The sequence below is a fragment of the Hymenobacter actinosclerus genome, assembly GCF_900111515.1.
GTDB classification, from domain to species: Bacteria; Bacteroidota; Bacteroidia; order Cytophagales; family Hymenobacteraceae; genus Hymenobacter; species Hymenobacter actinosclerus.
Window position 1 is genome coordinate 586,856 of record NZ_FOHS01000002.1, and the last position, 25,632, is coordinate 612,487.

At 63.8% G+C, this 25,632-nt stretch carries 18 protein-coding genes; 10 read left to right on the plus strand and 8 right to left on the minus strand.

The window, feature by feature from the left end; genetic code table 11:
• The first annotated feature begins 59 nt into the window (after positions 1-59).
• Both BMY67_RS08885 and BMY67_RS08890 read left to right on the plus strand, forming a co-directional pair.
• Entirely contained in the window at positions 60-494 is a 435-nt protein-coding gene (locus tag BMY67_RS08885; protein ID WP_092771639.1) for a DoxX family protein, read from the plus strand.
• Between the two features lie 184 nt (positions 495-678).
• Positions 679-2,421, plus strand: coding sequence for a M14 family metallopeptidase (locus BMY67_RS08890; RefSeq protein ID WP_092770592.1), 1,743 nt, complete (start codon positions 679-681; stop codon positions 2,419-2,421).
• Positions 2,422-2,520: 99 nt separating this feature from the next.
• On the opposite strand, the gene BMY67_RS08895 is transcribed toward BMY67_RS08890, so the two are convergent.
• The 8 genes from BMY67_RS08895 to BMY67_RS08930 all read right to left on the minus strand — a co-directional run bounded on the left by BMY67_RS08895 (position 2,521) and on the right by BMY67_RS08930 (position 13,384).
• Positions 2,521-3,309, minus strand: coding sequence for a hypothetical protein (locus BMY67_RS08895; RefSeq protein WP_092770594.1), 789 nt, complete (start codon positions 3,307-3,309; stop codon positions 2,521-2,523).
• Positions 3,310-3,427: 118 nt separating this feature from the next.
• On the minus strand, positions 3,428-4,678 hold the full coding sequence (locus BMY67_RS08900) for a bifunctional 3,4-dihydroxy-2-butanone-4-phosphate synthase/GTP cyclohydrolase II (RefSeq protein WP_092770596.1): 1,251 nt from the start codon (positions 4,676-4,678) through the stop codon (positions 3,428-3,430).
• A 288-nt stretch (positions 4,679-4,966) separates the two neighbouring features.
• Positions 4,967-5,770, minus strand: coding sequence for a pyrroline-5-carboxylate reductase (gene proC, locus BMY67_RS08905; protein ID WP_092771641.1), 804 nt, complete (start codon positions 5,768-5,770; stop codon positions 4,967-4,969).
• A gap of 364 nt (positions 5,771-6,134) precedes the next feature.
• A complete protein-coding gene (locus BMY67_RS08910; RefSeq protein ID WP_177189755.1) occupies positions 6,135-7,340 on the minus strand; it encodes a glycosyltransferase in 1,206 nt (401 codons plus the stop codon).
• A complete protein-coding gene (locus BMY67_RS08915) occupies positions 7,324-8,547 on the minus strand; it encodes a glycosyltransferase family 4 protein (RefSeq protein ID WP_092770600.1) in 1,224 nt (407 codons plus the stop codon). The genes BMY67_RS08910 and BMY67_RS08915 overlap by 17 nt, the downstream gene beginning before the upstream one ends.
• A gap of 190 nt (positions 8,548-8,737) precedes the next feature.
• Entirely contained in the window at positions 8,738-9,814 is a 1,077-nt protein-coding gene (locus tag BMY67_RS08920; RefSeq protein ID WP_245744966.1) for a potassium channel family protein, read from the minus strand.
• Positions 9,815-9,995: 181 nt separating this feature from the next.
• Positions 9,996-12,056: a DNA primase gene (gene dnaG / locus BMY67_RS08925; RefSeq protein WP_092770602.1), complete on the minus strand. Its 2,061-nt coding sequence runs from the start codon at positions 12,054-12,056 to the stop codon at positions 9,996-9,998.
• Between the two features lie 71 nt (positions 12,057-12,127).
• Complete coding sequence (locus BMY67_RS08930) at positions 12,128-13,384, minus strand: hypothetical protein (protein ID WP_092770604.1); 1,257 nt, start codon at positions 13,382-13,384, stop codon at positions 12,128-12,130.
• Positions 13,385-13,525: 141 nt separating this feature from the next.
• Here BMY67_RS08930 and BMY67_RS08935 point away from each other — a divergent pair, with 141 nt between their 5' ends.
• The 8 genes from BMY67_RS08935 to BMY67_RS08970 all read left to right on the plus strand — a co-directional run bounded on the left by BMY67_RS08935 (position 13,526) and on the right by BMY67_RS08970 (position 25,593).
• Positions 13,526-14,629 carry an Mrp/NBP35 family ATP-binding protein gene (locus tag BMY67_RS08935; protein ID WP_092770606.1) on the plus strand — a complete coding sequence of 368 codons (1,104 nt, stop codon included), beginning with the start codon at positions 13,526-13,528 and terminating at the stop codon, positions 14,627-14,629.
• Between the two features lie 149 nt (positions 14,630-14,778).
• Complete coding sequence (locus tag BMY67_RS08940) at positions 14,779-15,327, plus strand: hypothetical protein (RefSeq protein ID WP_092770608.1); 549 nt, start codon at positions 14,779-14,781, stop codon at positions 15,325-15,327.
• A 79-nt stretch (positions 15,328-15,406) separates the two neighbouring features.
• A complete protein-coding gene (locus BMY67_RS08945) occupies positions 15,407-17,851 on the plus strand; it encodes a TonB-dependent receptor (protein WP_092770610.1) in 2,445 nt (814 codons plus the stop codon).
• Positions 17,852-17,901: 50 nt separating this feature from the next.
• On the plus strand, positions 17,902-18,540 hold the full coding sequence (locus BMY67_RS08950; RefSeq protein WP_092770612.1) for an SMI1/KNR4 family protein: 639 nt from the start codon (positions 17,902-17,904) through the stop codon (positions 18,538-18,540).
• 54 nt (positions 18,541-18,594) lie between these two features.
• Positions 18,595-18,972, plus strand: coding sequence for an Imm51 family immunity protein (locus BMY67_RS08955; RefSeq protein ID WP_092770614.1), 378 nt, complete (start codon positions 18,595-18,597; stop codon positions 18,970-18,972).
• Between the two features lie 292 nt (positions 18,973-19,264).
• On the plus strand, positions 19,265-20,419 hold the full coding sequence (locus BMY67_RS08960; RefSeq protein WP_092770616.1) for an efflux RND transporter periplasmic adaptor subunit: 1,155 nt from the start codon (positions 19,265-19,267) through the stop codon (positions 20,417-20,419).
• A gap of 225 nt (positions 20,420-20,644) precedes the next feature.
• Positions 20,645-23,812: an efflux RND transporter permease subunit gene (locus BMY67_RS08965; protein WP_092770618.1), complete on the plus strand. Its 3,168-nt coding sequence runs from the start codon at positions 20,645-20,647 to the stop codon at positions 23,810-23,812.
• A 251-nt stretch (positions 23,813-24,063) separates the two neighbouring features.
• Complete coding sequence (locus BMY67_RS08970) at positions 24,064-25,593, plus strand: efflux transporter outer membrane subunit (RefSeq protein WP_092770620.1); 1,530 nt, start codon at positions 24,064-24,066, stop codon at positions 25,591-25,593.
• Positions 25,594-25,632: the final 39 nt, after the last annotated feature.

Here is a 25,632-nt window from a genome sequence, read left to right on the forward strand (position 1 = left end):
TGAGTGTATATTATTTGGTTGAACCACTCGCCTCCGGCCGTCTGGCCGCCCGCTTGCACATGGCTTTGTTTGAGAACCGGTACCGCACTCATGATTTAGGCCTGCTGCTGTTGCGCGTGGGTATCGGCTTTATGTTCACCGTGCATGGCTACCCCAAGCTCACGGGCGGGCTGGCCGCCTGGACTGAGGTTGGCGGGGCCATGAAAGTAGTGGGCCTCGATTTCGCACCGGCTTTCTGGGGCTTTCTGGCCGCTTTTGCCGAGGCCGTGGGCGGGCAGCTGCTGGCCCTGGGGCTGTTTTTCCGCTGGACCTGCGTGCTGCTGCTGGGCACCATGACCATAGCCACCATCATGCACCTGAGCAAAGGCGACGGGTTCAACGACTACTCCCACGCCCTCGAATCGGTGTTCCTGTTTCTGGGCCTGGCCTTCGCCGGCCCCGGCCGCTTCAGCCTCGACCAGGTGCTGTTCCCGGCCCCGCGGCGGCTGTATTAGCGCCGGGCTGCGCAATGAGTTTGTGCCGTACTGCTGCCGCAGGAGAAACCTCCTGATGTCCGGAGCAAAACATCAGGAGGTTTTTCCGAAACCACCTGATGTTTTGCTCCGGGCCCCGTTTCAGTGAAAGAGCCAGCAGAAATGCGGCGGGTTAGCCATCTTTGCCCACTACTAGCTCCGCCCTATGCTCCTGCTGACTTCCCTGCTTTCGCTGCTGACTTTCTCCGCGCCCGCCGCTCAGGCTCCCACCGACTGGCGCACGCCCTTTGAGCTCGGCAACGGCAACACCACGGCCACCTACGACGAGTGCCTGGCCTACTACCAGCGCCTCGACGCGGCCTACCCCGAAATCCAGCTCCGCGAAGCGGGCACGACCGATAGCGGCCGGCCCTTGCACGTGGTGGTAGTGTCGGGGGATGGAGATATGGACCCGGCCTCGCTGCGGGCCAAGGGCCGGCGCGTGGTGTTTATCCAGAACGGCATTCACCCCGGCGAGCCCGAGGGCATCGATGCCAGCCTGATGCTGGCCCGCGACTACGTGCAAAACAAGGCCCTGCGCCGCCAGCTGGCCGATGTGGTGCTGGTTATCATCCCGATTTACAACGTGGGCGGCGCGCTCAACCGCAACACCAGCACCCGCACCAACCAGAACGGCCCCGAGAGCTACGGCTTCCGCGGCAATGCCCGCAACCTCGACCTCAACCGCGACTACATCAAGCAGGATTCGCGCAATGCCCGCTCGTTTGCGGCCCTGTTCCAGCGCTGGCAGCCCGATGTGTACGTGGACACCCACACCTCCAACGGCGCCGATTACCAGTACACGCTCACGCTCATCGCCACCCAGAAAGACAAGCTCCACCCCGCCCTGAGCCAGTATATGCAGCGCGAGCTGCTGCCGGCCCTCTACGGCGGCATGGACCGGAAAAAGTGGTATCTGGCCCCTTACATCGACTTCGCCGGCCGCACGCCCGACGCCCGCGGCCTGCTGGGCTTCCTGGAAACGCCGCGCTATTCCACCGGCTACACCACCCTGTTCAACACCATCGGCTTCGTTACCGAAACGCACATGCTCAAGGCCTACACGCCCCGCGTGCGGGCCACCTACGACTTTCTGAGCTTGCTGATTGGCACGGTGCAGCGGCAGAAAGCGGCCCTGGCCGCCGCCCGCACCGAGGCCCTCCGCCTGAGCCAGCAGCAACAGGAGTTTGCCCTGGGCTGGCGGCTCGATACCACCCGGGCCGAGCAGTTCACGTTCCGCGGCTACGCGGGCAAAACCAAGCCCAGCGAAGTAAGCGGCCAGCCGCGCCTGTACTACGACCGGCAGGCGCCCTACGTCAGGCCCATCCCCTACTACAACACCTTTGTGCCCACCACCACCGTGCAACGGCCCCGCGCCTACGTGCTACCCCAGGCCTGGGGCGAGGTGGCCGAGCGCCTGCGCCTGTCAGGCGTGCAACTGCGGGCGTTGTCAGCCGACACGGTTATCAATGGCGAAACGTACTATATAGCAGACTACAAAACCAGCCCCCGCCCCTACGAGGGCCACTACCTGCATTCGGGCGTGCAGCTGCGGCCGGTGCGCCAGTCCCGCCAGTTTCTGCGCGGCGACTACTACATTTCCCTGGCCCAGCCCGCCGCCCGCTACCTCATCGAAACCCTGGAACCCCAGGCCACCGACTCGTTTTTTGCCTGGGGTTTCTTCGACAGCGTGCTGCAGCAAAAGGAGTATTTCTCCGATTACGTGTTCGAGGACCTGGCTGCCCAGCTGCTGCGCCAGAAGCCCGAGCTACGGGCCCAGCTCACCCAAAAGCAGCAAACAGACCCCGCCTTTGCCGCCAGCGGCCCCGCCCAGCTCGACTGGCTCTACCGCCAATCCGACCACTACGAGCCCAGCCACCTGCGCTACCCCGTGCTGCGGGTGCTCTGAGGTGAGATGGTGAGATGGTGAGTTGACGTTTCAGGGACCTGACGGCGCCACTTGCGCCGATGGGTCCCTGGAACGTCAACTCACCATTTCACCATCTCACTATTTCACCTCCTGCAGGGAGTTGGCGTAATTGACCAGATAGGCCAGGTCGCGGGCGTCGGTGTAGTTGAGGTCGTTAGCTTTGGCGTACTGGGCCAGCTGGCGGGCGTGGGTGCGGAAGTAGTTGGGCAGGTCCTTTTTGGGCGTGCGCAGCGGTAGCACGGTACCGTCGGGCAGGCCCAGGAAGAAGTTGTCCTTGACTTCGGTGTAATAGCCGATGGGACGGCCCGGCATGCCGCTGTAGCTACCGTAGCCGTAAGGGTTGCCGGCCGTAATGGGCCGCTCGACCAGCCCTTCGCGGCGCAGCAGAATTACGGGGCCGCTGCTGAGCTGCTCGAAGAAGCCGGGGGCCTTGAAGTCGCTGTAGTCGTTGTCGCGGTTCCAGCGGTACACCCGGAACACCCGCGTCAGGTTGGTGTCGGCCCGCTCGCGGCGGCGCGGCGGTGGCGTGCCCCCAAACGCAGGGCTGCCCGAATAGTAGCCCTGCCGCATGGCGTAAAAGTCGTCGTAGTAGAACCGTTCGCGGCTACGGTCGTACTGCTCGCCCCGCACGGCAAAGCTCTGCACATTCACGGCCGGCAGGGTCCGCACAGTGTTGTCGGGCAAGGTCATCGTCAGCGTTTCCTCGCCCCGGTGCAGGGCCAGCGGCCCGCTAATTGTATCACCCGAACTCAGCAGCACGCTGCCCTGGTTGAACTGTTGGGTGAACCCCTGCCCGCCCCCACGCTGAGCCAGCCCGGTCAGGGGCAGCGCCAGGGCTACCAGCAGTGGATAAAACAGATTTCTCATATCCGGAAGTTAGCTGGTTACCCTCATATATGCACGCCCAGCCCCAACTCCGAAGCAAAGCGGCCCGACCAGCAGTGCTGACCGGGCCGCCCGACTATAGAAACATGCCGCTTTAAGCCTATTGCCCGGCGGTGGTATGCACCCCGGCAGCGGGGTTGGCCGCGCCGGTTTGGTGCAGAATGGTGTGGCCCAGCTTGTCGCGCTTGGTGGTGAGGTAGCGCTCGTTGTGCTTGTTGGGCTCCACCTCAATGGCCACCGACTCCACCACCTCCAGGCCGTAGCCGATGAGGCCGGTGCGCTTGCGCGGGTTGTTGGAGAGCAGCCGCATCTTGCTGATGCCCAGGTCGCGCAGAATCTGGGCGCCCACGCCGTAATCGCGCTCGTCCATGCCAAAACCCAGCTCCAGGTTGGCTTCCACGGTGTCGCGGCCCTGCTCCTGGAGCTTGTAGGCCTTGAGCTTGTTGAGCAGACCAATGCCGCGGCCCTCCTGGTTCATGTACACGATAACGCCGCGGCCCTCGCGCTCAATCTGCTGCATGGCGTGGTGCAGCTGGGGGCCGCAGTCGCAACGGCACGAGCCGAAGATGTCGCCCGTTACGCAGGAGCTGTGCACGCGCACCAGTACCGGCTCGGGGCCCGAAATATCGCCCTTTACCAGGGCCAGGTGCTGGGCGTTGTTGCTGCGCTGGGTGTAGGCAATCAGGTCGAAGTCGCCGAAATCGGTGGGCAGGCGCACTGATATTTCGCGGGTAATCAGGCTTTCCTTGGCCAGACGGTACTTGATGAGGTCCTGCACCGAAATCAGCTTCAGGTCCCACTTGTCGGCAATTTCGCGCAGCTCGGGCAGGCGGGCCATCTCGCCGTCTTCCTTCAGAATTTCTACCAGCACCCCGGCCGGCTCGAACCCCGCCAGGCGGGCCAGATCCACGGCCGCTTCGGTGTGGCCGGCGCGGCGCAGTACGCCCTCTTTACGAGCCTTGAGCGGGAAGATGTGGCCGGGCTTGCCCAGCTCCTCGGGCTTGGTGTCGGGGTCGATGAGGGCCAGAATGGTTTTGGAGCGGTCGGAAGCCGAAATGCCGGTAGTCACGCCGTTCTTGAGCAAATCGACGCTCACCGTGAACGGCGTGGCGTGCAGGGCCGTGTTGCGGCCCACCATCAGCTCCAGGCCCAACTCCTCGCAGCGCTGCTCCAGCAGCGGGGCGCACACCAGGCCCCGGCCGTGGGTGGCCATAAAGTTGATAACCTCGGGCGTGGCGCAGCGGGCGGCGCAGATAAAGTCGCCCTCGTTTTCGCGGTCTTCATCATCAACCACTACAACCACCTTACCAGCGCGGATATCGGCAATGGCGTCTTCAATCAAGTCAAGCATGGATCACGGATTAGCGCGGATTTTAACGGATTTAACTTCGTTGTCCTTCGGTTCACGGATTTCGTAGCGCCCTGCGGGCTACCGTGGCGCTGCTGGTATAACCAGCGGCGGCGGGGCAAAGTTACGCAACGGGGAGTGAGTGATGCGGGGACCCAGAACGTCATTCTGAGCGCAGCGAAGAATCTCGCTTGCAATGGCAACCAGACGTTAGAATCACTTTGGCACGCGAGATTCTTCGCTGCGCTCAGAATGACGTTCTTACCCACACTCATGTACTCATTCGCCACCTCACTCGCTGGCCAGCTCAGTGGCGCGGTGCTGGGCGGCTTTCATGCCGGCAATCAGGGTTTCGGCCAGGTGGCCCGATTTAAACTCGCGCAGAGCGGCTTCGGTGGTGCCGCCTTTCGAGGCCACGGCGGCAATCAGTTCGTCGGGGCTTTGCGAGGAGGTGTTGAGCAGATGGTAGGCCCCGAGCATGGTCTGCTTGACCAGCAGACCGGCCACCGACTCCGAAAAGCCCATTTCCTGGCCCGCCTGCATCATGGCCTGCACCAGAAAGTAGAAGTAGGCCGGGCCGCTGCCACTCACGGCCGTCACGGCATCGAGCAGGCTTTCATCTTCCAGAAAAATGGAGCGCCCGGTGGCGTTCAGCAGGTTCTCGACCTGGTGCAGGCGGCTGCGCTCGACTTCGGCCGCGGCCGAAAACCCGGTGATGCCCATGCCCAGCAGCGCGGGCGCGTTGGGCATGGCCCGCATTACCTGCCGGTGGCCCAGCTCGCGCTGCAGCCGCGCCATCGGAATGCCGGCCATAATGGACACCACCACCTGGCCGGGTTGCAGCACAGCCCGCAGCCCGGCGGCAACCTGGCCGAAATCCTGGGGTTTCACGGCTACCAGCACCACATCAAAATCGGCCAGCGCGGCGCTTATTTCGGCAACGGGCAGGTCGGGATGCTGGGTGCGCAGGCGCTGGCAGTGCGCATCGTGGCGGGCTACCAGCAGCAGGTCGGGCCGGGCCACCAGGTTGTAGTGCAGGAAGGCGTTGGCAAAGGCCAGGCCCATGTTGCCGCAGCCCAGAATAGCAATGCGCAGTGGTTTCATTAAGGTGATTTGGTGAGATGGTGAAATGGTGAGTTTGATGTTCGGGAGACCTCACGGCGCAAGTTGCGCAAACGGAAACAGTAGAATTTCAAAGGCGCAGCTGAGAACTAGCTCAAATTTCGAGTTCATGAACAGGATGTAGAGACGCAACAGCTGGCGTCTCATCGTTGCTGACGTTGTGCTACTGAGCTGTTCAACGACGAGACGCCAACTAGTGCGTCTCTACATCCTGTACAGCAACCTGAAAATGGCTGTAATACGACAAATGAACTACGCAATATGCGCCATCAGGACGCCAGGCCCTTGGAACATTAACTCACCATTTCACCATCTCACTATCTCACCTTGAGCCATCTCACCGCCGCCCCTGAAAGCGGGCGGTGGGCTCCCAGACGGCGGTTTTGATGCCGCGCAGGTAGCGGCCCAGGCCCAGCAGCAGGGCCGCGTTCATGGAGTAGAAATGGCTGATGAAGCGCAGCAGCCGCAGATGGATGCCCAGGCGGTGCAGGGCAGCGTCGAGCAGCGGCAGCAGCAGCGCCAGTAGCTGCCCGGCCAGCAGCAGCCGGTACAGCCCGCCGCCGCCCCGCGCCACGAGCACGGCGCTGCTCAGTAGCATAAGCAACAACAGCAGCGGCGTCAGCCAGCGCAGCACCTTGTGCGACCAGTAGGCGAAGCTCACGCCCCGCCAGGGCGGCCACAACAGGCGCCGGAAAGCCACCAGGTTCTGGAAGTTGCCGGCCGAAATGCGGGCCTTGCGCCGGAACTCCTCGGGCAGCTGGTCCGATACGTCTTCGTGGCACACGGCGGCCAGCTCGTTGATGGCCTGGTAGCCGCTTTGGAGCACGGCCATCGAAATGAAGAAATCATCGACAATGAAGCCGCGCGGGGCCGGGTGGTAGCAGGCCCGCCGCACCGCAAAGCAGCCCCCGAAGGCCCCGATCATGCTGCCCCACACCACGCCCTCCTGGTATTTAATCAGGTTTTCGCGCTCCAGGTAGGCCTTTTCCTGGCCCGAGATGCCGGCCTGGTGCTGGTCGGGGTTGAGGATGTGGCCGCCCACCAGGCCCACGGCGGGGTGGCGAAAGTGCTTCACCAGTTCGTAGAGCGTGTTGGGGGTGAAGAATACGTTGGCGTCGGTGAGCACCAGCACCGGGGCGGTGGCCTCCGCGGAAAGCACCTCCATCACGCCGGGCTTGCCGGTGCGCTGGCCCAGCGGCCGGAATTTCAGGCCCGGATACTCGGCGCTTAGTTGGGTGATAAGGGCGTTGGTGCGGTCGGAGGAGTTATCGGAGCCGATGTAGAACGTGAGCTTGTCGGGCGGGTAGGTGGTGGCGAAGGTCGAGCGGATTTTCTCCTCGATTACCTGCTCCTCGTTGTACACGGCCAGCAGCACGTCTACGGCCGGCAGCTCGGCGCTAGGCAGCGCGTACACCTCGGCGTTATGGCGGCGGTGGCGGGCCAGGCGGGCCAGCAGCAGCGGGTAGAGCACGTAGGTGTGGGCCACCAGCAGCAGGCTGCCCCAGAAGGCGGCGGCCGCCAGCGCGTCAGGGAGTGGCGGCACGGGCGGGCAGCAGAATGGTGTACAAATCGAGAAAGCTCTCTACCACCCGCGCGTTGTCGTAGCGGCGGGCAATGGTGCGGGCGGCCTCCTGGCCGATGGCCGCCGCGGGCAGCTCGCCGCGGTAGTAGCGGCCCAACTGCGCCAGCCACTCCTGCGCCGAATCGGCCACCACGATATCAAAATCGGGCTTTACGTGGATACCTTCGGCCCCAAGTGTGGTACTCAGAATGCAGCAGCCCAGGGCCATGCCCTCAATAATTTTGATCCGCATACCGCCCCCGCTCAGCAGCGGCACCAGCATCAGCTCGTACTGCTGCATAAACCCGGCGGCCGACTCGACGAAACCGTGCACCGTGACGCCGGGCAGGCGCAGCTGCCGGAACCGCTCGGGCAGGTTTTTGCCGGCCAGGTGCAGCTCCAGGGCCGGAAACTGCCGGCGAGCCTCGGGCCATACTTCACGCAGAAACCAGTCGAGCCCCTCCTGGTTGGGCAGCCAGTCGAAGGAGCCAATCATGCACAGCGTGCGCGGTTGGGGCCGGATGGTGGGGTCGCGGCGGAAGCGGCTCAGGTCGACGCCGGCGGGCACGAACACCACCGGCTCGGGGCAGCCCAACCGGCGCAGGCGCTGCTGGTCGGCCTCGGTAATGGCGGCCACGGCGGCAAAGCGCGGCAGCTGGTCCTTCTCGAACTGTTCGAGCCGGCTGGCCAGCTGGCGCAGGTAGGCTCTTTTGAGCGGATTACGGGTTTTCGCGGCCAGCTGCCGCCAAATCGTGTACTCCAGGTTATGGGCCCGCAGCACCACCGGCAGCGTGGGGGCCAGCCGCCGCAACAGCTGCTCGTACCAGGCCACGAACGTGCCCTCCAGCTGCGCCACGTCGAACTGCTCTTCGGCCAGCAGCTGGGTCAGTTTCGCCTCCACAGCCGGACTCACGAACCGCTCGACGTTGTAGGGCAGCGGGCTGGAGAGCAGGTTTTGCAGGGCCTTGCGCGGCGAGAGCCGGGTGTCCACGTCTACGGTCAGCAGGCGTACGTTGGGGCCCAGGTGGGCCAGCACGGTATCGGGTTGGTGGTGCTTGGGCGTGTTGAGGGCCAGCACCGTCACGCGGTGGCCGGCGCGGGCCAGGCCGGCGGCCACGTCGTACATGGCAATGGCCCCGCCATCGGTGGGCGGAAACGGTACGCGCGGGCAGATTTGCAGGATATGCACGGGTGGGCAGCGGGCGGCGGGTGAGGTAGCAAAGATAGGTTGTCAGTTGCCAGTAAAAACGTCATTCAGAGCGAAGCGAAGAATCTCGCGTGGTATTGTTGAACGTCTATTGTCACAACGACTTCACGCGAGATTCTTCGCTTCGCTCTGAATGACGTTCTTACTGGCAACTGGCAACTGGCAACTGAAGCTACACCGCCCGAAACAGGTCCAGCAGGCGCACAATCTGCTCTTCGGTGCCCAGGAACAGCATAACGTCGCCGGGGCCGGGGGCCAGGTCGGAGGGCGGGCTGATGGTGAACCCGCCTGCTTCGTGGCGCAGGCCGATAACCGTGGAGCCGGTGCGCGAGCGGACGTCGAGCTGGCGGATGCTCTGGCCGCGCAGCTCGGGCCGTAGCTCTTCGGTGCGCAGCTCCTCCAGCCGCAGCCGGTGCGGCCCCAGCCCTGAAATCATGTCCAGAAACCGGATAACCTCGGGCCGCATAATCAGGTTGGCCATGTGCGAGCCCCCGATTTCGTCGGGCATGACCACCGAGTTGGCCCCGGCCCGCAGCAGCTTGGTTTCGGAGCTTTTAAGGCTGGCGCGGGCCACAATGGTGATGCCGGGGGCCAGCTCGCGGGCCGTCAGGGTCACGAACACGTTGTCGGCATCTTTGGGCAGGGCCGTGATAAGGGCGCGGGCCCGCTCGATGCCGGCGGCCCGCAACGACTCGTCGAGCGTGGCATCGCCGCGCACCACGGCCATGGGGCCATGCTCATCGTTGGGGGCGGCACTCAAAATGGCTTCGTCCTGTTCCACCACCACCACATCGGCTCCGCTGGCGCGCAGCTCGAGGTAGGCTTTGCGGCCGTTTCGGCCGAAGCCGCACACAATTACGTGGCCGGAATAATGCCGGATTTGCTGGTCGTTTTTTAGCATGGCGAACATCGTGCGCAGGCCGCCCTCAAAAATGTAGGCGCTCAGCACCGACAGCAGGTAGGCCAGGATCAGGAGGTTGAAGAAAATATAAACCGACACGAACAGCTTGCCCGCGTCCGATAGCGGGGCCACCTCCTCGTAGCCCACCGTCGAAACGGTAATCATGGTCATGAACAGCGCATCGAGAAACGAGTAGTTCTCAATCCACATAAAGCCAACAATGCCGGCCACCAGGGCACTTATCATCAGCGCCAGCGCCCCCAGAATGCGGGTCAGGTTGAAGCGCAGCCACGCGTCGCGCAGGTATTGCAGCAGGTAGGGGCGCGCGGGCTTCGGAGGGGGTTGCATGAAGTTGAAAGCTGTTAATGGACAGCTGATAACACCTGGCATCAGGGCCAGACTGCTGCTGGTTGCCACCGGCCTGGCGCCCGTTCCCGGGGGGGGCGGGGCTTAGCCGGCCCGCAAGAACGCGAGGTCAGGCCGCAATGACAAGCATTGGCGGCGGTGGCAGCGCTTCATGTCCCCTGCCCTAGCCGTTGAGCCGCGGAATGACGGTGCCCAGCAGGTTGGCCAGCTGGTTATCCATTTGCTTGAGCAGATGAATGGTTTGCAGGTTGTCCATCATTTCGGCCTCGTCGGTGGGGTTTCGCAGGGCTTCGAGGCGCACGGCCAGCTCGCGCTCCACGTTCACCTTGTTGAGGCGCAGGATGGCGTTGTCGCAGGCCGGCTGGAGCACGTCGAGCTCGCGGGGCACGTAAATCTGGTGGGTGGTCCAGTTGGGGCTCAGCTCGTACTTTTCGGTGGCCAGCTCGGCCACCACGCTGCGGATATCGGCGCGACCGTGCTGAATGAGCGTGCGCACTTCGGGCCAGCGGCCCTGGTTGAGCTCCTCGCGGCACAAATGCAGCATGTCGGCGTAGATGCTGGTTTTGAACGTCGTGTCGTCGAGCTGCTCGAGCAGGTACTGGGCCACGCTCACCTCGGGGGCCAGCGGCTGAGCCGAGTACAGCAGCAGCAGGCGCACCACTTCCCGCTCGCAGCGCTCCAGCACGTCGGGCACAGGCTCCAGGTGCTCGGTGGCTTCGCCTCCGCCGCCGGCCAGATCCTCCGGCGAGGCGCCGTACATCAGGGCCTCGGCCTCTTCCTCGGGACTGAGCCGCGCGGTTTGTGGTGCGCTGCCCGTTGCTCGGGCCGGGCTGGGGGCCCCGCTCCCGCTGCCGCCGCTGACGTTGCCGCTACTGCCCGCGCTGCCCGGTTTGGCGGGCTGGCGGGCCAGCTTGTTGTACTCGCTGATGATGACCTGCTCGTCGATGCCGAAGGTCTGCGAGGTCTGCTGCAAAAACACCTGCCGCTTGATCGGGTCGGGCACTTTGGCGATGCTCTGGAGCACCTCGCGGATGGCCTCGGCCTTCTTCACCGGGTCGTGGGCCGCCTCGCGGCTCACCAGGTCGGTTTTGAACTGAATGAAGTCCTGGCTGGCCGTTTCGAGGTAGTCCTTGAAGCGCTGGTCGCCGACTTTGCGGATGTAGCTGTCGGGGTCGTCGCCGTCGGGAAACAGCACCACGCGCACGTTCAGGCCGCCTTCGAGCAGCATATCGATGCCCCGCAGCGAGGCCCGGATGCCGGCCGCGTCGCCGTCGTAGAGCACCGTTACGTTGTCGGTGTAGCGCTTCACGAGCCGGATCTGCCCGTCGGTGAGCGAGGTGCCGGAGGTCGACACCACGTTTTTTACGCCGCCCTGGTGCAGGCTCAGCACATCGAGGTAGCCCTCCACCAGATAGCATTGCTCCTCGCTCCGGACGGCCTGCCGCGCCTGGTAAAGCCCGTAGAGCACGTCGGATTTATGGTAAATCTCCGATTCGGGCGAGTTGAGGTACTTGGCCGTTTTGTCGTGGGGCTTGAGCGTGCGGGCGCCAAAGCCAATCACGCGGCCCGATACGTTATGGATGGGGAACATCACCCGCCCCCGGAACCGGTCGTAGCGCCGGCCGGTATCCTGGCCGTTGTCGTCTTCCCTGACGACGACGAGGCCGGTTTTTTCGAGGTATTTGCGTTCGTAACCCGCTTTTTCAGCCGCTTTCAGCAGGTCGTCCCACTGGTCGAGCGAGTAGCCCAGCTCGAAGGTGGCAATGGTAGTCTGGTTGAGCCCCCGCTGGCGCAGGTAGCTCCAGCCCACGCTCTGGCCCTCCTCGTTGTGCTCCAGCAGCTGGTGGTAGTGGTCCTTGGCCCAGTTGGACACGATGAACTGGGAGTCCTTCTCGTTCTGGGCCAGCTGCTGCTCGGGGGTCTTTTCCTCCTCCTGAACGTCGATGCCGTACTTTTTGGCCAGGTACTTCAGGGCCTCCACGTAGCTGGTGCCCTCAATATCCATGATGAACTGCACCACCCCGCCGGCCTTGCCGCAGCCGAAGCACTTGTAGAGCCCCTTGGCGGGCGCTACCGAAAAGCTCGGCGACTTCTCGTGGTGAAACGGGCAGCAGGCCCACATATTCTGGCCCTTCTTCTTGAGGCTCACGAAGTCGCCCACCACCTCCACAATATCGGCGTGGTGGATAATCTGGTCGACGGTTTCTTTGGGGATGCGGGCCATAGGGGCAAAGGTAGCACACCCCGGCGCCGCCCCAACTTCTCTCGTGCAGCAGAAGCCGGAACGGGGCGCTGCTAGAAGTTGCGGCTGGCCGTGGTTTCGGGGATTATCACAACGTAGTCGTAGCCCAGAATGGTGGCTTGCAGCTCGGGCGTAGTTATTTTGAGTCCTTCGTAGAGCATGGCCCGGCGTAGGGGGCGCACGTCGAACACCTGCCAGGCGCTGCCGGCCGGCGTGTTGGTTACGAAGGGCAGCACCATTGCCTCCTGAGCGTAGGAGTAGCGCGCCACGTTTTTGGTGAAGTCGTCGGGGTGCTGGCCGCCTACCTGGGTGCCCTGCTTGCCGATAACGAAAATGTGCAGCGTTTTCTGGTCGTGGATGTCGGCCAGATTTTTGGCCAGATTTCCCACGTCGTAGATGTCGCCCCAGATGCTACGGCCCTGCCCGGCGTGGTTGGCGCCAAACTTAAACAGCATCTTCGGCAGCGGCTGGCCCGCGGGCTGGTAAGGCTGCAACTCCCGCAGCAGGTTGCGCTTCATCAGGTTAATGCGGGGCCGGTGGCTGCCGGCCTGGTAAATCTGGTAGCTGGCCGCGAAATCGTCTGCCATTCGTTGCACCTCCGGGCTTTCGGGCCGGGTGAAGGTGCGGAGGCTGTCGAGGGCCGCGGGTTTCAACCAGAGCATCGTGCCCGGCGTATCGCCGCCGGCTACCATGCTGGCCCGGTCGCGGGCCTGGTATGCGGTGGCCCGCGCCCGCAGGTAGATTTTGGCCGGCTTACTTTTCACTTTTTCAGCCAGCAACTCATACAGCCGGCCCGGCATGGCAATGCCCACCTGCTCAATGCCCAGAATTGTAGTGTGCTGGCTTCGCAACTGCCGGGCCAACTCAAACTCTTCTGCCCAGCTGTAAAACGACAGTCCCATAGGATGCTGCCGCAGAAACGAAGCAGGCAGGCCCGGCTGGGCGGCCAGCCGGCTGAGGTCCTGCGCTTGGTAGCGGTCGATTTCTGCCACGTATAGCGTGGGCTTCAGCTCCCGCGCCACGGCGGCCGCAAAACCCGGAATCTGCGCCATGCCGTGGTCTTCGCCGATAAGCACCAGCTGGCTTGTCTCAATATCTGCCCGGAGCTTATCCCAGCCGGGCCCACCAAACTGGCTGCCCTGCGGGGCCAGCGCAAACTGATGGGTGCGCACCAGGCGCTGCAAGGCGGTGTCGGCGGGGGCGGTGGGCGTTTGCGCGCGGGCCTCAGCAGCCACAGCCAGCAAAGCACCCGCCACCAGCAGCCGGACCCGGCGGCCCGTTAGCGTTTGCAGAAGTGAAGTCAACAGCATATAACAAGGGAAGGAAGGGTACAGTGGCGAAGATGGCAGGAACTCAGCCATAGTTGCCCCACCGGTCCGCTTTTTTCTGCCGCTGCTGCTGCCCCGGTTTCCGGGTTATCTTTGCACCTCGTACCCTACCCGCACAACCCTATGGCCACTATCACCAAAGAAGCCGTTCTGAAAGCCCTCAGCTACGTTGAGGAGCCCGATTTGGGCAAAGACCTCGTTACGCTCAACATGATTGAGGACGTGCAGATTGAGGGCCGGCGCGTGTCGTTCACCGTCGTGCTCACCACGCCCGCCTGCCCGCTCAAGCAGCTCATCCACGACGCCTGCGAGCGGGCCATTCATACGATGGTCGATAAGGACGCGCAAGTGGTTATCGTGATGACTTCGCGGGTGACGACCATGCGCCAGAACCGCGACATTCTGCCCGGCGTGGAGAACATCATTGCCGTGGCCTCGGGCAAGGGCGGCGTGGGCAAAAGCACCGTTACGGCCAACCTGGCCATTGCCCTGGCCCAGACGGGCGCCCGCGTGGGCCTCATCGACGCCGATATTTCGGGGCCTTCCATGCCGCTGATGTTCGGGCAGGAAAGCGCCCGGCCGCACGTGTTTCAGGGCGAGGATGGCAAGAACCGCATCCAGCCCATTGAGGCCCACGGCGTCAAGCTGATGAGCATCGGCTTCCTAGCCCCGGCCGAGTCGGCCATTGTGTGGCGCGGCCCGATGGCCTCCTCGGCCCTCAAGCAGTTCATTACGGAGGTGGACTGGGGCGAGCTGGACTACCTGCTGCTCGACATGCCCCCCGGAACGTCCGATATCCACCTGACCATGGTGCAGACCGTGCCCGTAACGGGGGCCGTTATCGTGACCACGCCCCAGAAAGTGGCCCTGGCCGATGCCGAGAAGGGCTTGCAGATGTTCCGGCTGCCGCAAATCAACGTGCCGGTGCTGGGCGTGATTGAGAACATGGCCTGGTTTACGCCCGCCGAGCTGCCCGACAACAAGTACTTCCTCTTCGGCGAAGGCGGCGGCCGGGGCCTGGCCGAAAAGCACGAAATTCCGCTGCTGGGCCAGATTCCGCTGGTGCAGAGCATCCGCGAAAACGGCGACCAGGGCACGCCCGCCATGCTGCAAAAAGACTCGCCGGCTGCCGCCGTATTCGGGCAGCTGGCCGAGGAGGTGGCCCGGCAGGTGAGCATCCGCAACGCCGTGGCGCCCAAGACCAATATCGTGGAGATGAAGCGGTAGGCTTTTCTACTAGCGTTTCCCGCAGAGGGGCGCGGAGGTAAAACCGCAGAGGTCCGCAGAGCCGTTCTTGAACAGCTCTGCGGACCTCTGCGGTTTTACCTCCGCGCCCCTCTGCGGGAAATGATACCAGAACATTCATCTTTGCCCCCATGAAAACCCTGCTCCTGCTCCTCACCTTACTTCCCCAACAGGAAAACCCCACCATTCCGCGCCTTATTGCCGAGCGCCAGCAGCTGGTGAGCCAGTACGAAGCGGCCAACGGCCAGCGCAACGCCTTTCTGGCCAACAAGCCCAGCAAAAAGGACCTGCAAGAAGTGGTCGAGGCCCTCAAAGGCATCATCCGCAAAGACACCGAGCTGATCCAGGCCGTGCAGGCCGCCACCCTACGCCAGACGGCCGCCGTGGTGGCCGAAAACCAGCAGGTGAAGCAGCAGGTAACCGTGGCCCAAACCGACCAGAGCAGCACCCAGCAGCGCTTCCACGACCTGGAAAACCAAATCCAGAACCTCCAGGAGCGCGAGCGGCAGCACGCCAAAAAGATGCGCGACCTGCAAGCCACCGCCGACACGGCCACCGGCGCCCGCACCTCCCGCGAAGTGCTGGCCGCCACCTTGGCCCTGCTCGCCGCCGCCCTGCTGGCCTACGTGCTGAAATTGCGCGGCCAGCTAAGCTCCCGGCCAGCGCCGCGGCGTAAGTAGCCACCGTTGGCACCCCGAAACCTGTACCGCCCGGCCGGGTTTGCATTGAACCCCCTTATCTTCTGAAAGCCAACCGCGTATGCGCCTCCTCTACCTTGTACTGCTGTGGCTGCTGCCGCTAGTCAGCCTGGCCCAGACGGGCGTACTCAGCGGCACGGTGCGCGACCGGGCCACCCAGCAGCCGGTGCCGGGCGCCACCGTTACGCTGGAAGGCAGCTCCCTGGGCACGGCCGCCGATGAACAGGGCCGCTTCCGGCTCACGGGCATCCCGACGGGCAGCTACAACGTGCGGGCCTCCTTTATTGGCTACGAGCCGCTGCTGCGGGCCAACGTGGTGATTACCAGCGGCAACGCCAACATTGTGGGCCTGGAGCTGGTGACGGCCCAGCAGCAACTGGGCGAGGTAACCGTGGTGGCCAGCCGGGCCATTCGGGTGGCTACCCCCGAAACGCCGCTGAGCGTGCAGCGGCTGAGCGCCCAGGAAATTAAGAGCAACCCCGGCGGCAACTTCGATATCTCGAAGGTGGTGCAGGTGCTGCCCGGCGTGGGTGGCGGTGGCACGGGCGGCACCGCCGGCTTCCGCAACGACATCATCATCCGGGGCGGGGCGCCCAACGAAAACGTGTACTACCTTGACGGTATCGAAGTGCCGGTCATCAACCACTTCCAGACCCAGGGCAGCGCCGGCGGGCCGGCCGGCATGCTCAACGTGAGCTTTATCGACGAGGTGACGCTGAGCACCTCGGCCTTCGAAGCCCGCTACGACAACGTGCTCAGCAGCGTGCTTCAGTTCCGGCAGCGCGAGGGCAACCCCGACCGCGTGCAGGGCAACGTGCGCCTGAGCGGCACCGAGGTGGCCGGCACCCTGGAAGGCCCGCTGGCCCCCAACACCACGTTTCTGGCCTCCGTGCGCCGCTCCTATTTGCAGGTGCTCTTCAAGCTGATTGACCTGCCCATCCGGCCCGACTACTGGGATTCGCAGTTCAAGATAACCACCAAGCTGGGGCCCAAAACCACCCTCACGGCCCTAGGCCTGGGCGCGCTGGACCACTTCGAGGTGGCCGTGCCGCGCTCCACCACGCCCGAAAAAGCCTACATCATCCGCAACACGCCCACCATCGACCAGTGGAACTACACCGTGGGTTTGAGCCTGCGCCAGCTGCTGCCCCGGGGCTACCTCAACCTGGCCCTGAGCCGCACCCAGCTTAGTAATCAGGTCGATTTTTTTGAGGGCGGCTCGGAGTTTCGGGGCGATGAAAGCCGGCGGGTGCTGCTCACGCGCTCGGGCGAAACCGAGAACAAGCTCCGCCTCGACGTAAACCGCAGCGCCGGCCGCTGGCGCTACGCCTACGGGGCCGTGGGCCAGCTCATTCACTACGACAACCGCTTTTTCAACCGCCTGCGCCAGGCCGTGGTAGCCCCCGATGGCACGGTGCAGCAGCCGGCCGTCACGGTCGATTTTAACTCCAGTCTCGACTTCGCCCGCTTCGGCGCGTTCGGCCAGCTCACCCGCTCGTTTCTGGCGGCCGACCGGCTCACGCTCTCGGCCGGGCTGCGCACCGATGGCAACAGTTTTACCGATGGCGGGGCCAACATGCTGCGCACCGTTTCGCCCCGCATTTCGGCCACCTACGCCCTCACGCCGCGCTGGAACCTGAACGCCAGCGTGGGCCGCTACTACAAAATCCCGCCCTCCACCCTGCTTGGCTTCCGCGACAACGCCGGCCGGCTCGTGAACAAGAGCAACCGCTACATCGGCAGCACGCACTACGTGGCGGGGCTGGAATTCCTGCCCAGCGCCAGCCGCCGCCTCACGCTCGAAGGCTTCTGGAAGCAGTACGACCACTACCCGGTAAACGTGCGCGACGGCATCTCGCTGGCCAACCTGGGCGGCGACTTTATTGCCTTGGGCAACGAGGCCGTGACCAGTACGGGCAAGGGCCGGGCCTTCGGGGGCGAGCTGTTTTTTCAGCAGCAGCTCACCCGTAACCTCTATGCGGTGGCCTCCTACACGCTGTTCAACAGCGAGTTTACCGGGGCCGATGGCCGCTACCAGCCCTCGGCCTGGGACACCCGGCACCTGGCCTCGGCGCTGCTGGGCCGCAAGTTCGGGCGGGGCTGGGAGCTGGGCCTGAAGTACCGGCTGGCCGGCGGCGCGCCCTACACGCCCTTCAACGCGGCGGCCTCGCGGGCCAACTACCTTACCATCGGCCAGGGTGTGCTCGATTACGGCCGCCTGAACACCCAGCGCCTGGGCACCTTCCAGCAGCTCGATTTCCGGCTGGATAAGAAAATCAACCTGCGCCGCTTCACCTTCGATTTCTACGCGGACGTGCAGAACGCGCTGGCCCTGAAGTCGCCGGCCGTGCCCAGCTACGCCTTCCAGCGCACCCCCGACAACGCCGAGTTCGTTTCCACCGATGGCCAGCCCCTGCGCCCTGACGGCAGCAACGGCATCCCCGTGATGCTCGACAACACCGGCGCCACCGTGCTGCCCACGATTGGGTTTATCGTGGAGTTTTGATAGCGTAAGGCCACCCGTCGGCCACCAACATTTACCAACGAACCACCAATATGTCCCTTGCTGACTCCTTAGCCCGCATCGAAACCTGGCTAGCCGCCCACGCACCCCGCATTCTCCGCGAATCGCTTAACCCCGGCGCAGAACCGGCCATGCTGGATGCGCTGGAAACCGCCGTGGGCCGGCCGCTACCGGCTGATTACCGGGCGCTTTACCAGCGGTTTGATGGGCTAAATGAAAATGCCGACAACTTCGGCAGCTTCTTCTACGGCATCAGCTTTTTGCCCTCGGCGCAGGTGACGGCTAACTATCAATACAGAGCCTCTGATGCTGGTGTAGTTTCCCTTACTAAAGCACTACTAGCCATCAAGCGGGATAATGCTTTGAATCCTCACTGGCTCCGCATGGGCTTCGATGGCTCGCACGTGTGGCTGTGTCTCGACCTTGACCCGGCACCCGATGGCCAGTATGGGCAAATTATTCTGCTGGATGAGGAAAACGAAACGGCTTTCGTCGTGGCCGACTCGGTGGCCGGGCTGCTGAGTGAGTTTGCTCTTGACCTGGAGGAGAATCTGTATGTGCTCAACCCCGATGCGTTGGAAGATGGCGACCAGTACCTGAGCCCGGTGCAAGCTATTGACGTGGTGAACTGGTGCCTGGCCGAGCGGTGGCAGGCGGTTAAGGACCTTTGAAGTTGCTTTGTCATTTCTGAGAGACAGCTCTTATTCGGCCGTACCTTGCGGCCCATGCCGACCACAACGCCCCCCGCCACCCACCCATTCCTCCTCTCCGACGTGCCCCCGGCGCAAGCCACGCCCGAGCGGCAGCAGCGCCTGCTGGTCGACCTTTCGGATATGGACGATTACTACGTGGTGTTTGAACGCTACGGCTTCGGCGGCGGCGGGGCCAGCTGGGCCGAGCACATCGAAACCATGCTGGAGGAGCACGACCCCGAGCTGCTGGCTCACGTGGAGCTGGCCGGGGCGGGCGAGATTTTCCGGGCCTACACCGATGGGCCGGCCGCCACGGCGCGGCTGCTGGCGCTGGTGCAGCCCGTGTTTGCCGATTTGGGCGCCCTGAGCAAGTACCTGGCCCAGGCCGACCCCACCGATTTTTTCGAGTAGAGACGCATATTTGCGTCTCCTCGTTGAACGACGACGCTGAAAGGTGCTACTGAACGGTGCTATGGAACGGCAACGTTGAACAGCGACGCAACAACGGCGCGGCCGATAAGACGCAAATATGCATCTCTGCAACCTGGCGAAATGGCTTGTGAAGCCGGGCTCGTATTGGTTGCAAGCGGCAAGGCATTAACGGTTTTTAATGTGGGCTTAACCTGGGCCTAATATGGAGGAAGGACTTTTGTGGCGTTGCGCATCGTTCCGATGCGCTACTTTTTTCCACAACCCCTCCCCAATGCCCCTGCCTCTGCTTTCCCGTTTTCGTTGGTTGCTGCTGCCGCTTTGTGCCGCCTCGCTGGCCAGCTGCGGGTCCGATACCCAAGCCGACACCCCCCAGAAAGAAACCCGGCCCGAAATCCTGGTGACGGCCCTTAACGCCCGCGACACGGTGCTCACCCACGCCTACGTGGCCGATATCCAGGCCGTGCGCAACGTGGAAGTGCGGGGCCGGGTCGAAGGCTTTCTGGAGGAAATTTACGTGGACGAGGGCCAGACCGTACGCAAGGGCCAGACGCTGTTCCGCCTCAACGACACCGAGTACCGCAGCCGCGTAAGTCAGGCCAAAGCGGCGCTGGGCAGCGCCCGCGCCGATGCACGGGTGGCCGAGCTGGAAGTGGAGCGCGTGAAGATGCTGGTGGGCAAAAACATCATCTCCAAAACCGAACTCGATGTAGCGCGTGCCAAGCTCAACGCCGCCCAGGCCGCTGTACAGCAGCAGCTTTCGGCCCAGGCCCAGGCCAACCTCGATTTGTCGTACACGCTCATCAAGGCCCCGTTTGATGGCGTTATCAACCGCATTCCGCTCAAGAAGGGCAGCGTGATTGAGGACGGCACCCTGCTCACGTCCATTTCCGACGCCCACGACATCTTCGCTTACTTCAACGTGTCGGAGGCCGAGTACCTGGAGTACGTGAAAACCCGCCGCCAGGACTCGGCCCGCGCCACCAACGTGGCCACCCTTATCCTGGCCGACGGCAGCACCTACCCGGTGCCGGGCAAGGTGGAAACCGTGGAATCCCAGTTTACGCCCAACACCGGCTCCATTGCCTTCCGCGCCCGCTTCGACAACCCCAAGCTGCTGCTGCGCCACGGCGCTACGGGCAAGGTACTACTCACCAACACGGTGAAAGACGCCGTGCTGGTGCCCCAGAAATCGGTGTTTGAGGTGCAGGACAAGAACTACGTGTACCTGCTCGGCGACGATGGCCGGGTGATGCAGCATTCCTTCGAGCCCGAAGCCCGCCTGGCCGACTACTACGTAGTAAAAGCCGGCCTCAAGCCCGGCGACCAGGTGGTCTACGAAGGCATCCAGGAGCTGCGCGACGGCGCCATCATCAAGCCCCGGATGGTATCGATGAAAGCGGTGCTCAACGGGCAGGATGGGCGGTAGGCAAGCTTATGGCAGCACGGAGCTAGAGCTAGAAAACTAGCTCCCCTCCTTGGAAAGGAGCGGTTGGGGGTGGTTGACTACCGTTGAACAGCTCCCTCAACAGTATATCGTTCTGCCAGCATCAACCACCCCCAGCCCCTCCTTTCCAAGGAGGGGAGCTAGTTTCTAGCTCTAGCAACCGAAGCTCTAAGCACCACCAACCAAGCACCAAGCACTAAAGAAAGAATGCTCGCACTCTTCATTCGCCGGCCGGTTTTATCGCTGGTTATTTCGCTGTTTATTACCCTGCTGGGGGCGCTGGCGCTGTTTACGCTGCCCATCACCCAGTTCCCCGACATCGTGCCGCCCTCCGTAACGGTAACGGCCAAGTACACCGGGGCCAACTCCGAGGTGCTGGCTAAGGCCGTGGCCACGCCGCTGGAGCGGGCCATTAACGGCGTGCCGGGCATGACCTACATTCAGTCGGTGAACTCGAACAGCGGCACGACACTGATTACCGTGTTTTTTGAGGTGGGCACCGACCCCGATCTGGCCGCCGTGAACGTGCAGAACCGGGTGCAGACCGTGATTGACGAGCTGCCCGAGGAGGTCATCCGGGCCGGCGTGGCCACCGAGAAGGAGGTGAACAGCATGTTGCTCTACCTCAACATCATGAGCGACGACCCCAAGGTGGGCGAGAAGTTCATCTATAACTTCGCCGATATCAACGTGTTGCAGGAGCTTAAGCGCATCGATGGCGTGGGCTTCGCCGAAATCATGGGCTCGCGCGAGTACTCGATGCGGGTGTGGCTGCAACCCGACCGCATGGTGGCCTACAACGTGGCCGCCGACGAGGTGGTGGAGGCCATCCGGGCCCAGAACGTGGAGGCGGCCCCCGGCCGCTCGGGCGAAAGCTCGGGCTCCCAGGCCCAGGTGCTGCAATACGTGCTGCGCTACACGGGCAAGATGTTCGAGCCCCGCCAGTACGAAAACGTGGTGCTGCGGGCCAACCCCGACGGCTCGGTGCTGCGCCTCAAAGACGTGGCCGACATCAGGTTCGACGTGCTCAACTACGGCATGACGTCGAAGATTGACGGCCGCCCCTCGGCCGCCATCATGCTCAAGCAGCGCCCCGGCTCCAACGCCTCCGAAGTAATTGCCAACGTGAAGGCGCGCATGGCCGAGCTGAAAGGCACCAGCTTCCCGCCCGGCATGACTTACAACGTGTCGTACGACGTCTCGCGCTTCCTCGACGCCAGCATCAACGCGGTGCTCATTACGCTGCTGGAGGCCTTCGTGCTGGTGTTTATCGTGGTGTACCTGTTCTTGCAGGACTGGCGCTCGACGCTGATTCCGGCCCTGGCCGTGCCGGTGGCGCTGGTGGGCACGCTGTTTTTCATGCAGCTGCTGGGCTTCAGCATCAACCTGCTCACGCTCTTCGCGCTGGTGCTGGCCATTGGCATCGTGGTCGATAACGCCATTGTGGTGGTGGAGGCCGTGCACGCCAAAATGCACGAGAAGCACCTCTCGGCGATGGACGCCACGCTGGAGGCGATGGGCGAGATTGGCGGGGCCATCGTGGCTATTACCCTGGTGATGTCGGCCGTGTTTATTCCGGTGTCGTTTATGGACGGGCCGGTGGGCGTGTTCTACCGTCAGTTTTCGCTCACCCTGGCCATTGCCATTGTTATTTCGGGCGTGAACGCGCTGACGCTGACGCCCGCCCTCTGCGCGCTCATGCTCAAGCCAATGGCCGAGGGCGAGGAGGCTAAAAAGGGCTTTATCAACCGCTTCTTCGCCGGTTTCAACCGCCGCTACGAGAACCTGGCCCAGGGCTACCAGCGGCTGGTGCGCTACGTGGCCAACCGCCGCGTCATCACCATTGGCCTGCTGATTGGCTTCTGCCTGGCTACCTGGGGCGTGCAGGCGGTGCTGCCCTCGGGCTTCATCCCGACCGAAGACCAGGGCATGATTTACGTGAACGTAACCACCCCACCCGGCGCCACCGTGGAGCGCACCGAGCGCGTACTCGATCAGGTAGAGAAAGTGGCGGCCAAGCTGGGTCCGGTGGAGTCGGTTTCGACGCTGGCCGGCTACAGCCTCATGAACGAGGTGGCCGGTTCCAGCTACGGCATGGCCATGATTAACCTGAAAACCTGGAAGGAGCGCAAGCAGTCGGTAACCGAGCTGATTGCCGAGCTGACCGAGAAAACCCAGGACATCAACGACGCCGACATCCAGTTTTTCCCGCCGCCCACCGTGCCCGGCTTCGGCAACTCGGCCGGCTTCGAGCTGCGCCTGTTGGACCGCACCGGCCGCGGCGACTTGCAGCAGACGGCCAAGGTCACCCAGGATTTCATTGCCGCTTTGCGCGAGACGCCCGCCGTGGGCGCGGCCTTTACGGGCTTCGACGCCAACTTCCCCCAGTACCTGATTCACGTCGACCAGGACCAGGCCGCCAAGAAGGGCGTAACCGTGGACAAGGCCATGAGCACCTTGCAGACCCTGATGGGTTCGCTCTACGCCTCCAACTTCATCCGCTTCGGGCAGATGTACAAGGTGATGGTGCAGGCCGACCCCAGCTACCGCACCAAGCCCGAGGACGTGCTCAAGCTCTACGTTAAAAACGACCGCAACGAGATGGTGCCCTACTCGTCGTTCGTGCGGCTGGAGCGGGTGTACGGCCCCGAGCAGCTCACGCGCTACAACATGTACACCTCGGCCATGATTAACGGCGACGCCGCCCCCGGCTTCTCGTCGGGCGACGTGATTTCGACCATCGCCAAAGTGGCCGCCACGGAGCTGCCCCGCGGCTACAGCTACGAGTGGAGCGGCATGACGCGCGAGCAGATTCTGAGCGGCAACCAGGCCCTGTACGTGTTTGCCATCGTGCTGATTTTCGTGTACCTGCTGCTGGCCGCCCAGTACGAAAGCTTCCTGCTGCCGCTGCCGGTGCTGCTGAGCTTGCCCACCGGCATCTTCGGCGCCTTTCTGGCCCTCAAGCTGCTGGGCCTCGAAAACAACATCTACGCCCAGGTTTCGCTGGTGATGCTCATCGGTTTGCTGGGCAAGAACGCCATTCTCATCATCGAATTCGCGGTGCTCAAGCGCAAGGAAGGCCTCTCGGCCCTCGACGCGGCCGTGGAGGGCGCCTACGCCCGCCTGCGCCCCATCCTGATGACCAGCTTCGCCTTCGTAGCCGGCCTGATTCCGCTCACCATTGCCACCGGCGCGGGCGCGCTCGGCAACCGCTCCATCGGCACGGCCGCCGCCGGCGGCATGCTCATCGGCACCCTGTTCGGCGTCATCCTGATTCCGGGCCTGTACGTGCTGTTTTCGGGCGGCGGCAAGAAGAAAGACCAGCCCGCCGAGCCGGTAACTGAAAAGGCTACTGAGGAAGCTGTTTTGGTGTGACCTCAAAACGAAGCTCCCCTCCTCAGCTGAGGAGGGGACGCGGCGGCTCCGCCGCCGCTGGGGTGGTTGACTCGTTGAACGGCCCGCCAGAACAGCCGGCAAAAGACCGTTAGTGGCTCCTACGAGCCACCACGGGTTCGTTCAACGCTAATCAACCACCCCTAGCCCCTCCTTTCCAAGGAGGGGAACTAGCCTAACCTGTCAGCCGCCATTCTAACTTCTAGCTCCTGACTCCTAGCTTCTCCCCCAAAATGCCCCGCTTTTCCCGTTCCGTTCTTTCCCTGCTCACCGCGGCTTCGCTGGCCGCGGCCGGCTGCCGGGTGGCCGCGCCCGTGGCCCCGCCCCGGGCCGCCGCCGTGCCGCTGGCCTTCCCGCTGGCGGCCGTTACGCCCGTCGCCGATTCGGCCGCTACGGCCGCTGCTGGCGCAACAGGCCCCATCACCGCCCCGGATTCGGCCTCGTTTGCCCGCCAGCCCTGGCGCGAACTGTTCGCCGACCCTAATTTGGTTTCATTGATTGATACGGCCTTGCAGGCCAACCCCGACTTGCGCATTACGCTCCAGCGCATCGAAATCGCGCGGGCCGATTTGCGGGTGCGGCGCGGGGCGCTGCTGCCCCAAGTGGAGGGCGTGGCCAGCGTCGGGGTGGAGCGGTTTGGCGAGTACACGCTCGATGGCGTGGGCAACTACGACACCAACTTGTCGCCCAACGTGGAGGGCAAGCGGCGCATTCCTAACCCCACGCCCGACTTTTTCCTGGGTTTGCGCTCGTCGTGGGAAATTGACTTGTGGGGCAAGCTGCGCCAGCGTCGGCAGGCCGCCTACCTGCGCCTGCTGGCCACCGAGCGGGGCCGCCACCTGGTGCAAACCCAGCTGGTAGCCGAAGTGGCCCGCCAGTATTTCACCCTGCTCAGCCACGACAACGAGCTGCTGGTGCTGCGCCGCAACCAGCAGTTTCAGGAGCGGGCCCTCGACATCGTGCGCACCCTGAAAGGAGCCGGCCGGGCCAACGAGCTGGCCGTGCAGCAGTTCCGGGCCCAGCTGCTGCGCACCCGCGCCCTGGAGGCCAAAACCCAGCAGCAGATAGCCGCCACCGAAAACACGCTTAACCGCCTGCTGGGCCGCTACCCCCGCCCCATCGCCCGCCCGGTCAGCATTCTGGAGCAGCCCCTGCCCAGCCGCCTCACGGCCGGCCTGCCCGCCGCCACCCTGCTGCGCCGCCCCGACGTGCGCCAGGCCGAGCTGGAGCTGGTAGCTACCCGCGCCGACGTGTCGGCCGCCCGCGCCGCCTTTTTGCCCTCGCTCAAGCTCACGCCTTTCGTGGGCCTGCACGCCTACCGGGCCTCTGTCCTGTTCACTACCCCCGGCTCGCTGGCCTACGGGCTGCTGGCCGGCCTCTCGGCCCCGCTCTTCAACCGCGCCGAGCTGCAAGCTGACTACCGCCGCTCGGTGGCCCAGCAGCAGATTGCCTACAGCACTTACCAAAAGGCCATCCAGGTAGGTTTCGAGGAAGTAACCACCAACCTGCGCGGCATCGAAAATTACCAGCGCGTGTTCGACTTGCAGCAGGAAGAAGTGGAAGCTCTGCAACAAGCCGTGAGCATCTCCGACGACCTGTTCAAGGCCAACTACGCCACCTACCTCGAAGTCATCAGCGCCCAGCGCAACGTGCTCGACGCCGAGTTGGAACTCACCGACACCCGCCGCCAGCAGTTCCTGCTCCTCATCGACCTGTACCGGGCCCTGGGCGGCGGCTGGACGCCGGTGGCGGCTGGAGAGTAGTAGGGCTTTATGCCCTTGCGTTGCGCCTCACCCCCTAGC

Bases quoted from the DNA above. Each gene is read 5' to 3' on its own strand.
- BMY67_RS08965 (WP_092770618.1), top strand. From the start codon at position 20,645: ATGCTCGCACTCTTCATTCGCCGGCCGGTTTTATCGCTGGTTATTTCG.
- BMY67_RS08970 (WP_092770620.1), top strand. From the start codon at position 24,064: ATGCCCCGCTTTTCCCGTTCCGTTCTTTCCCTGCTCACCGCGGCTTCG.
- BMY67_RS08885 (WP_092771639.1), top strand. From the start codon at position 60: ATGGCTTTGTTTGAGAACCGGTACCGCACTCATGATTTAGGCCTGCTG.
- BMY67_RS08945 (WP_092770610.1), top strand. From the start codon at position 15,407: ATGCGCCTCCTCTACCTTGTACTGCTGTGGCTGCTGCCGCTAGTCAGC.
- BMY67_RS08955 (WP_092770614.1), top strand. From the start codon at position 18,595: ATGCCGACCACAACGCCCCCCGCCACCCACCCATTCCTCCTCTCCGAC.
- BMY67_RS08960 (WP_092770616.1), top strand. From the start codon at position 19,265: ATGCCCCTGCCTCTGCTTTCCCGTTTTCGTTGGTTGCTGCTGCCGCTT.
- BMY67_RS08900 (WP_092770596.1), bottom strand. From the start codon at position 4,678: ATGCTTGACTTGATTGAAGACGCCATTGCCGATATCCGCGCTGGTAAG.
- BMY67_RS08940 (WP_092770608.1), top strand. From the start codon at position 14,779: ATGAAAACCCTGCTCCTGCTCCTCACCTTACTTCCCCAACAGGAAAAC.
- BMY67_RS08950 (WP_092770612.1), top strand. From the start codon at position 17,902: ATGTCCCTTGCTGACTCCTTAGCCCGCATCGAAACCTGGCTAGCCGCC.
- dnaG (WP_092770602.1), bottom strand. From the start codon at position 12,056: ATGGCCCGCATCCCCAAAGAAACCGTCGACCAGATTATCCACCACGCC.
- BMY67_RS08890 (WP_092770592.1), top strand. From the start codon at position 679: ATGCTCCTGCTGACTTCCCTGCTTTCGCTGCTGACTTTCTCCGCGCCC.
- BMY67_RS08920 (WP_245744966.1), bottom strand. From the start codon at position 9,814: ATGCAACCCCCTCCGAAGCCCGCGCGCCCCTACCTGCTGCAATACCTG.
- BMY67_RS08935 (WP_092770606.1), top strand. From the start codon at position 13,526: ATGGCCACTATCACCAAAGAAGCCGTTCTGAAAGCCCTCAGCTACGTT.
- BMY67_RS08930 (WP_092770604.1), bottom strand. From the start codon at position 13,384: ATGCTGTTGACTTCACTTCTGCAAACGCTAACGGGCCGCCGGGTCCGG.
- BMY67_RS08895 (WP_092770594.1), bottom strand. From the start codon at position 3,309: ATGAGAAATCTGTTTTATCCACTGCTGGTAGCCCTGGCGCTGCCCCTG.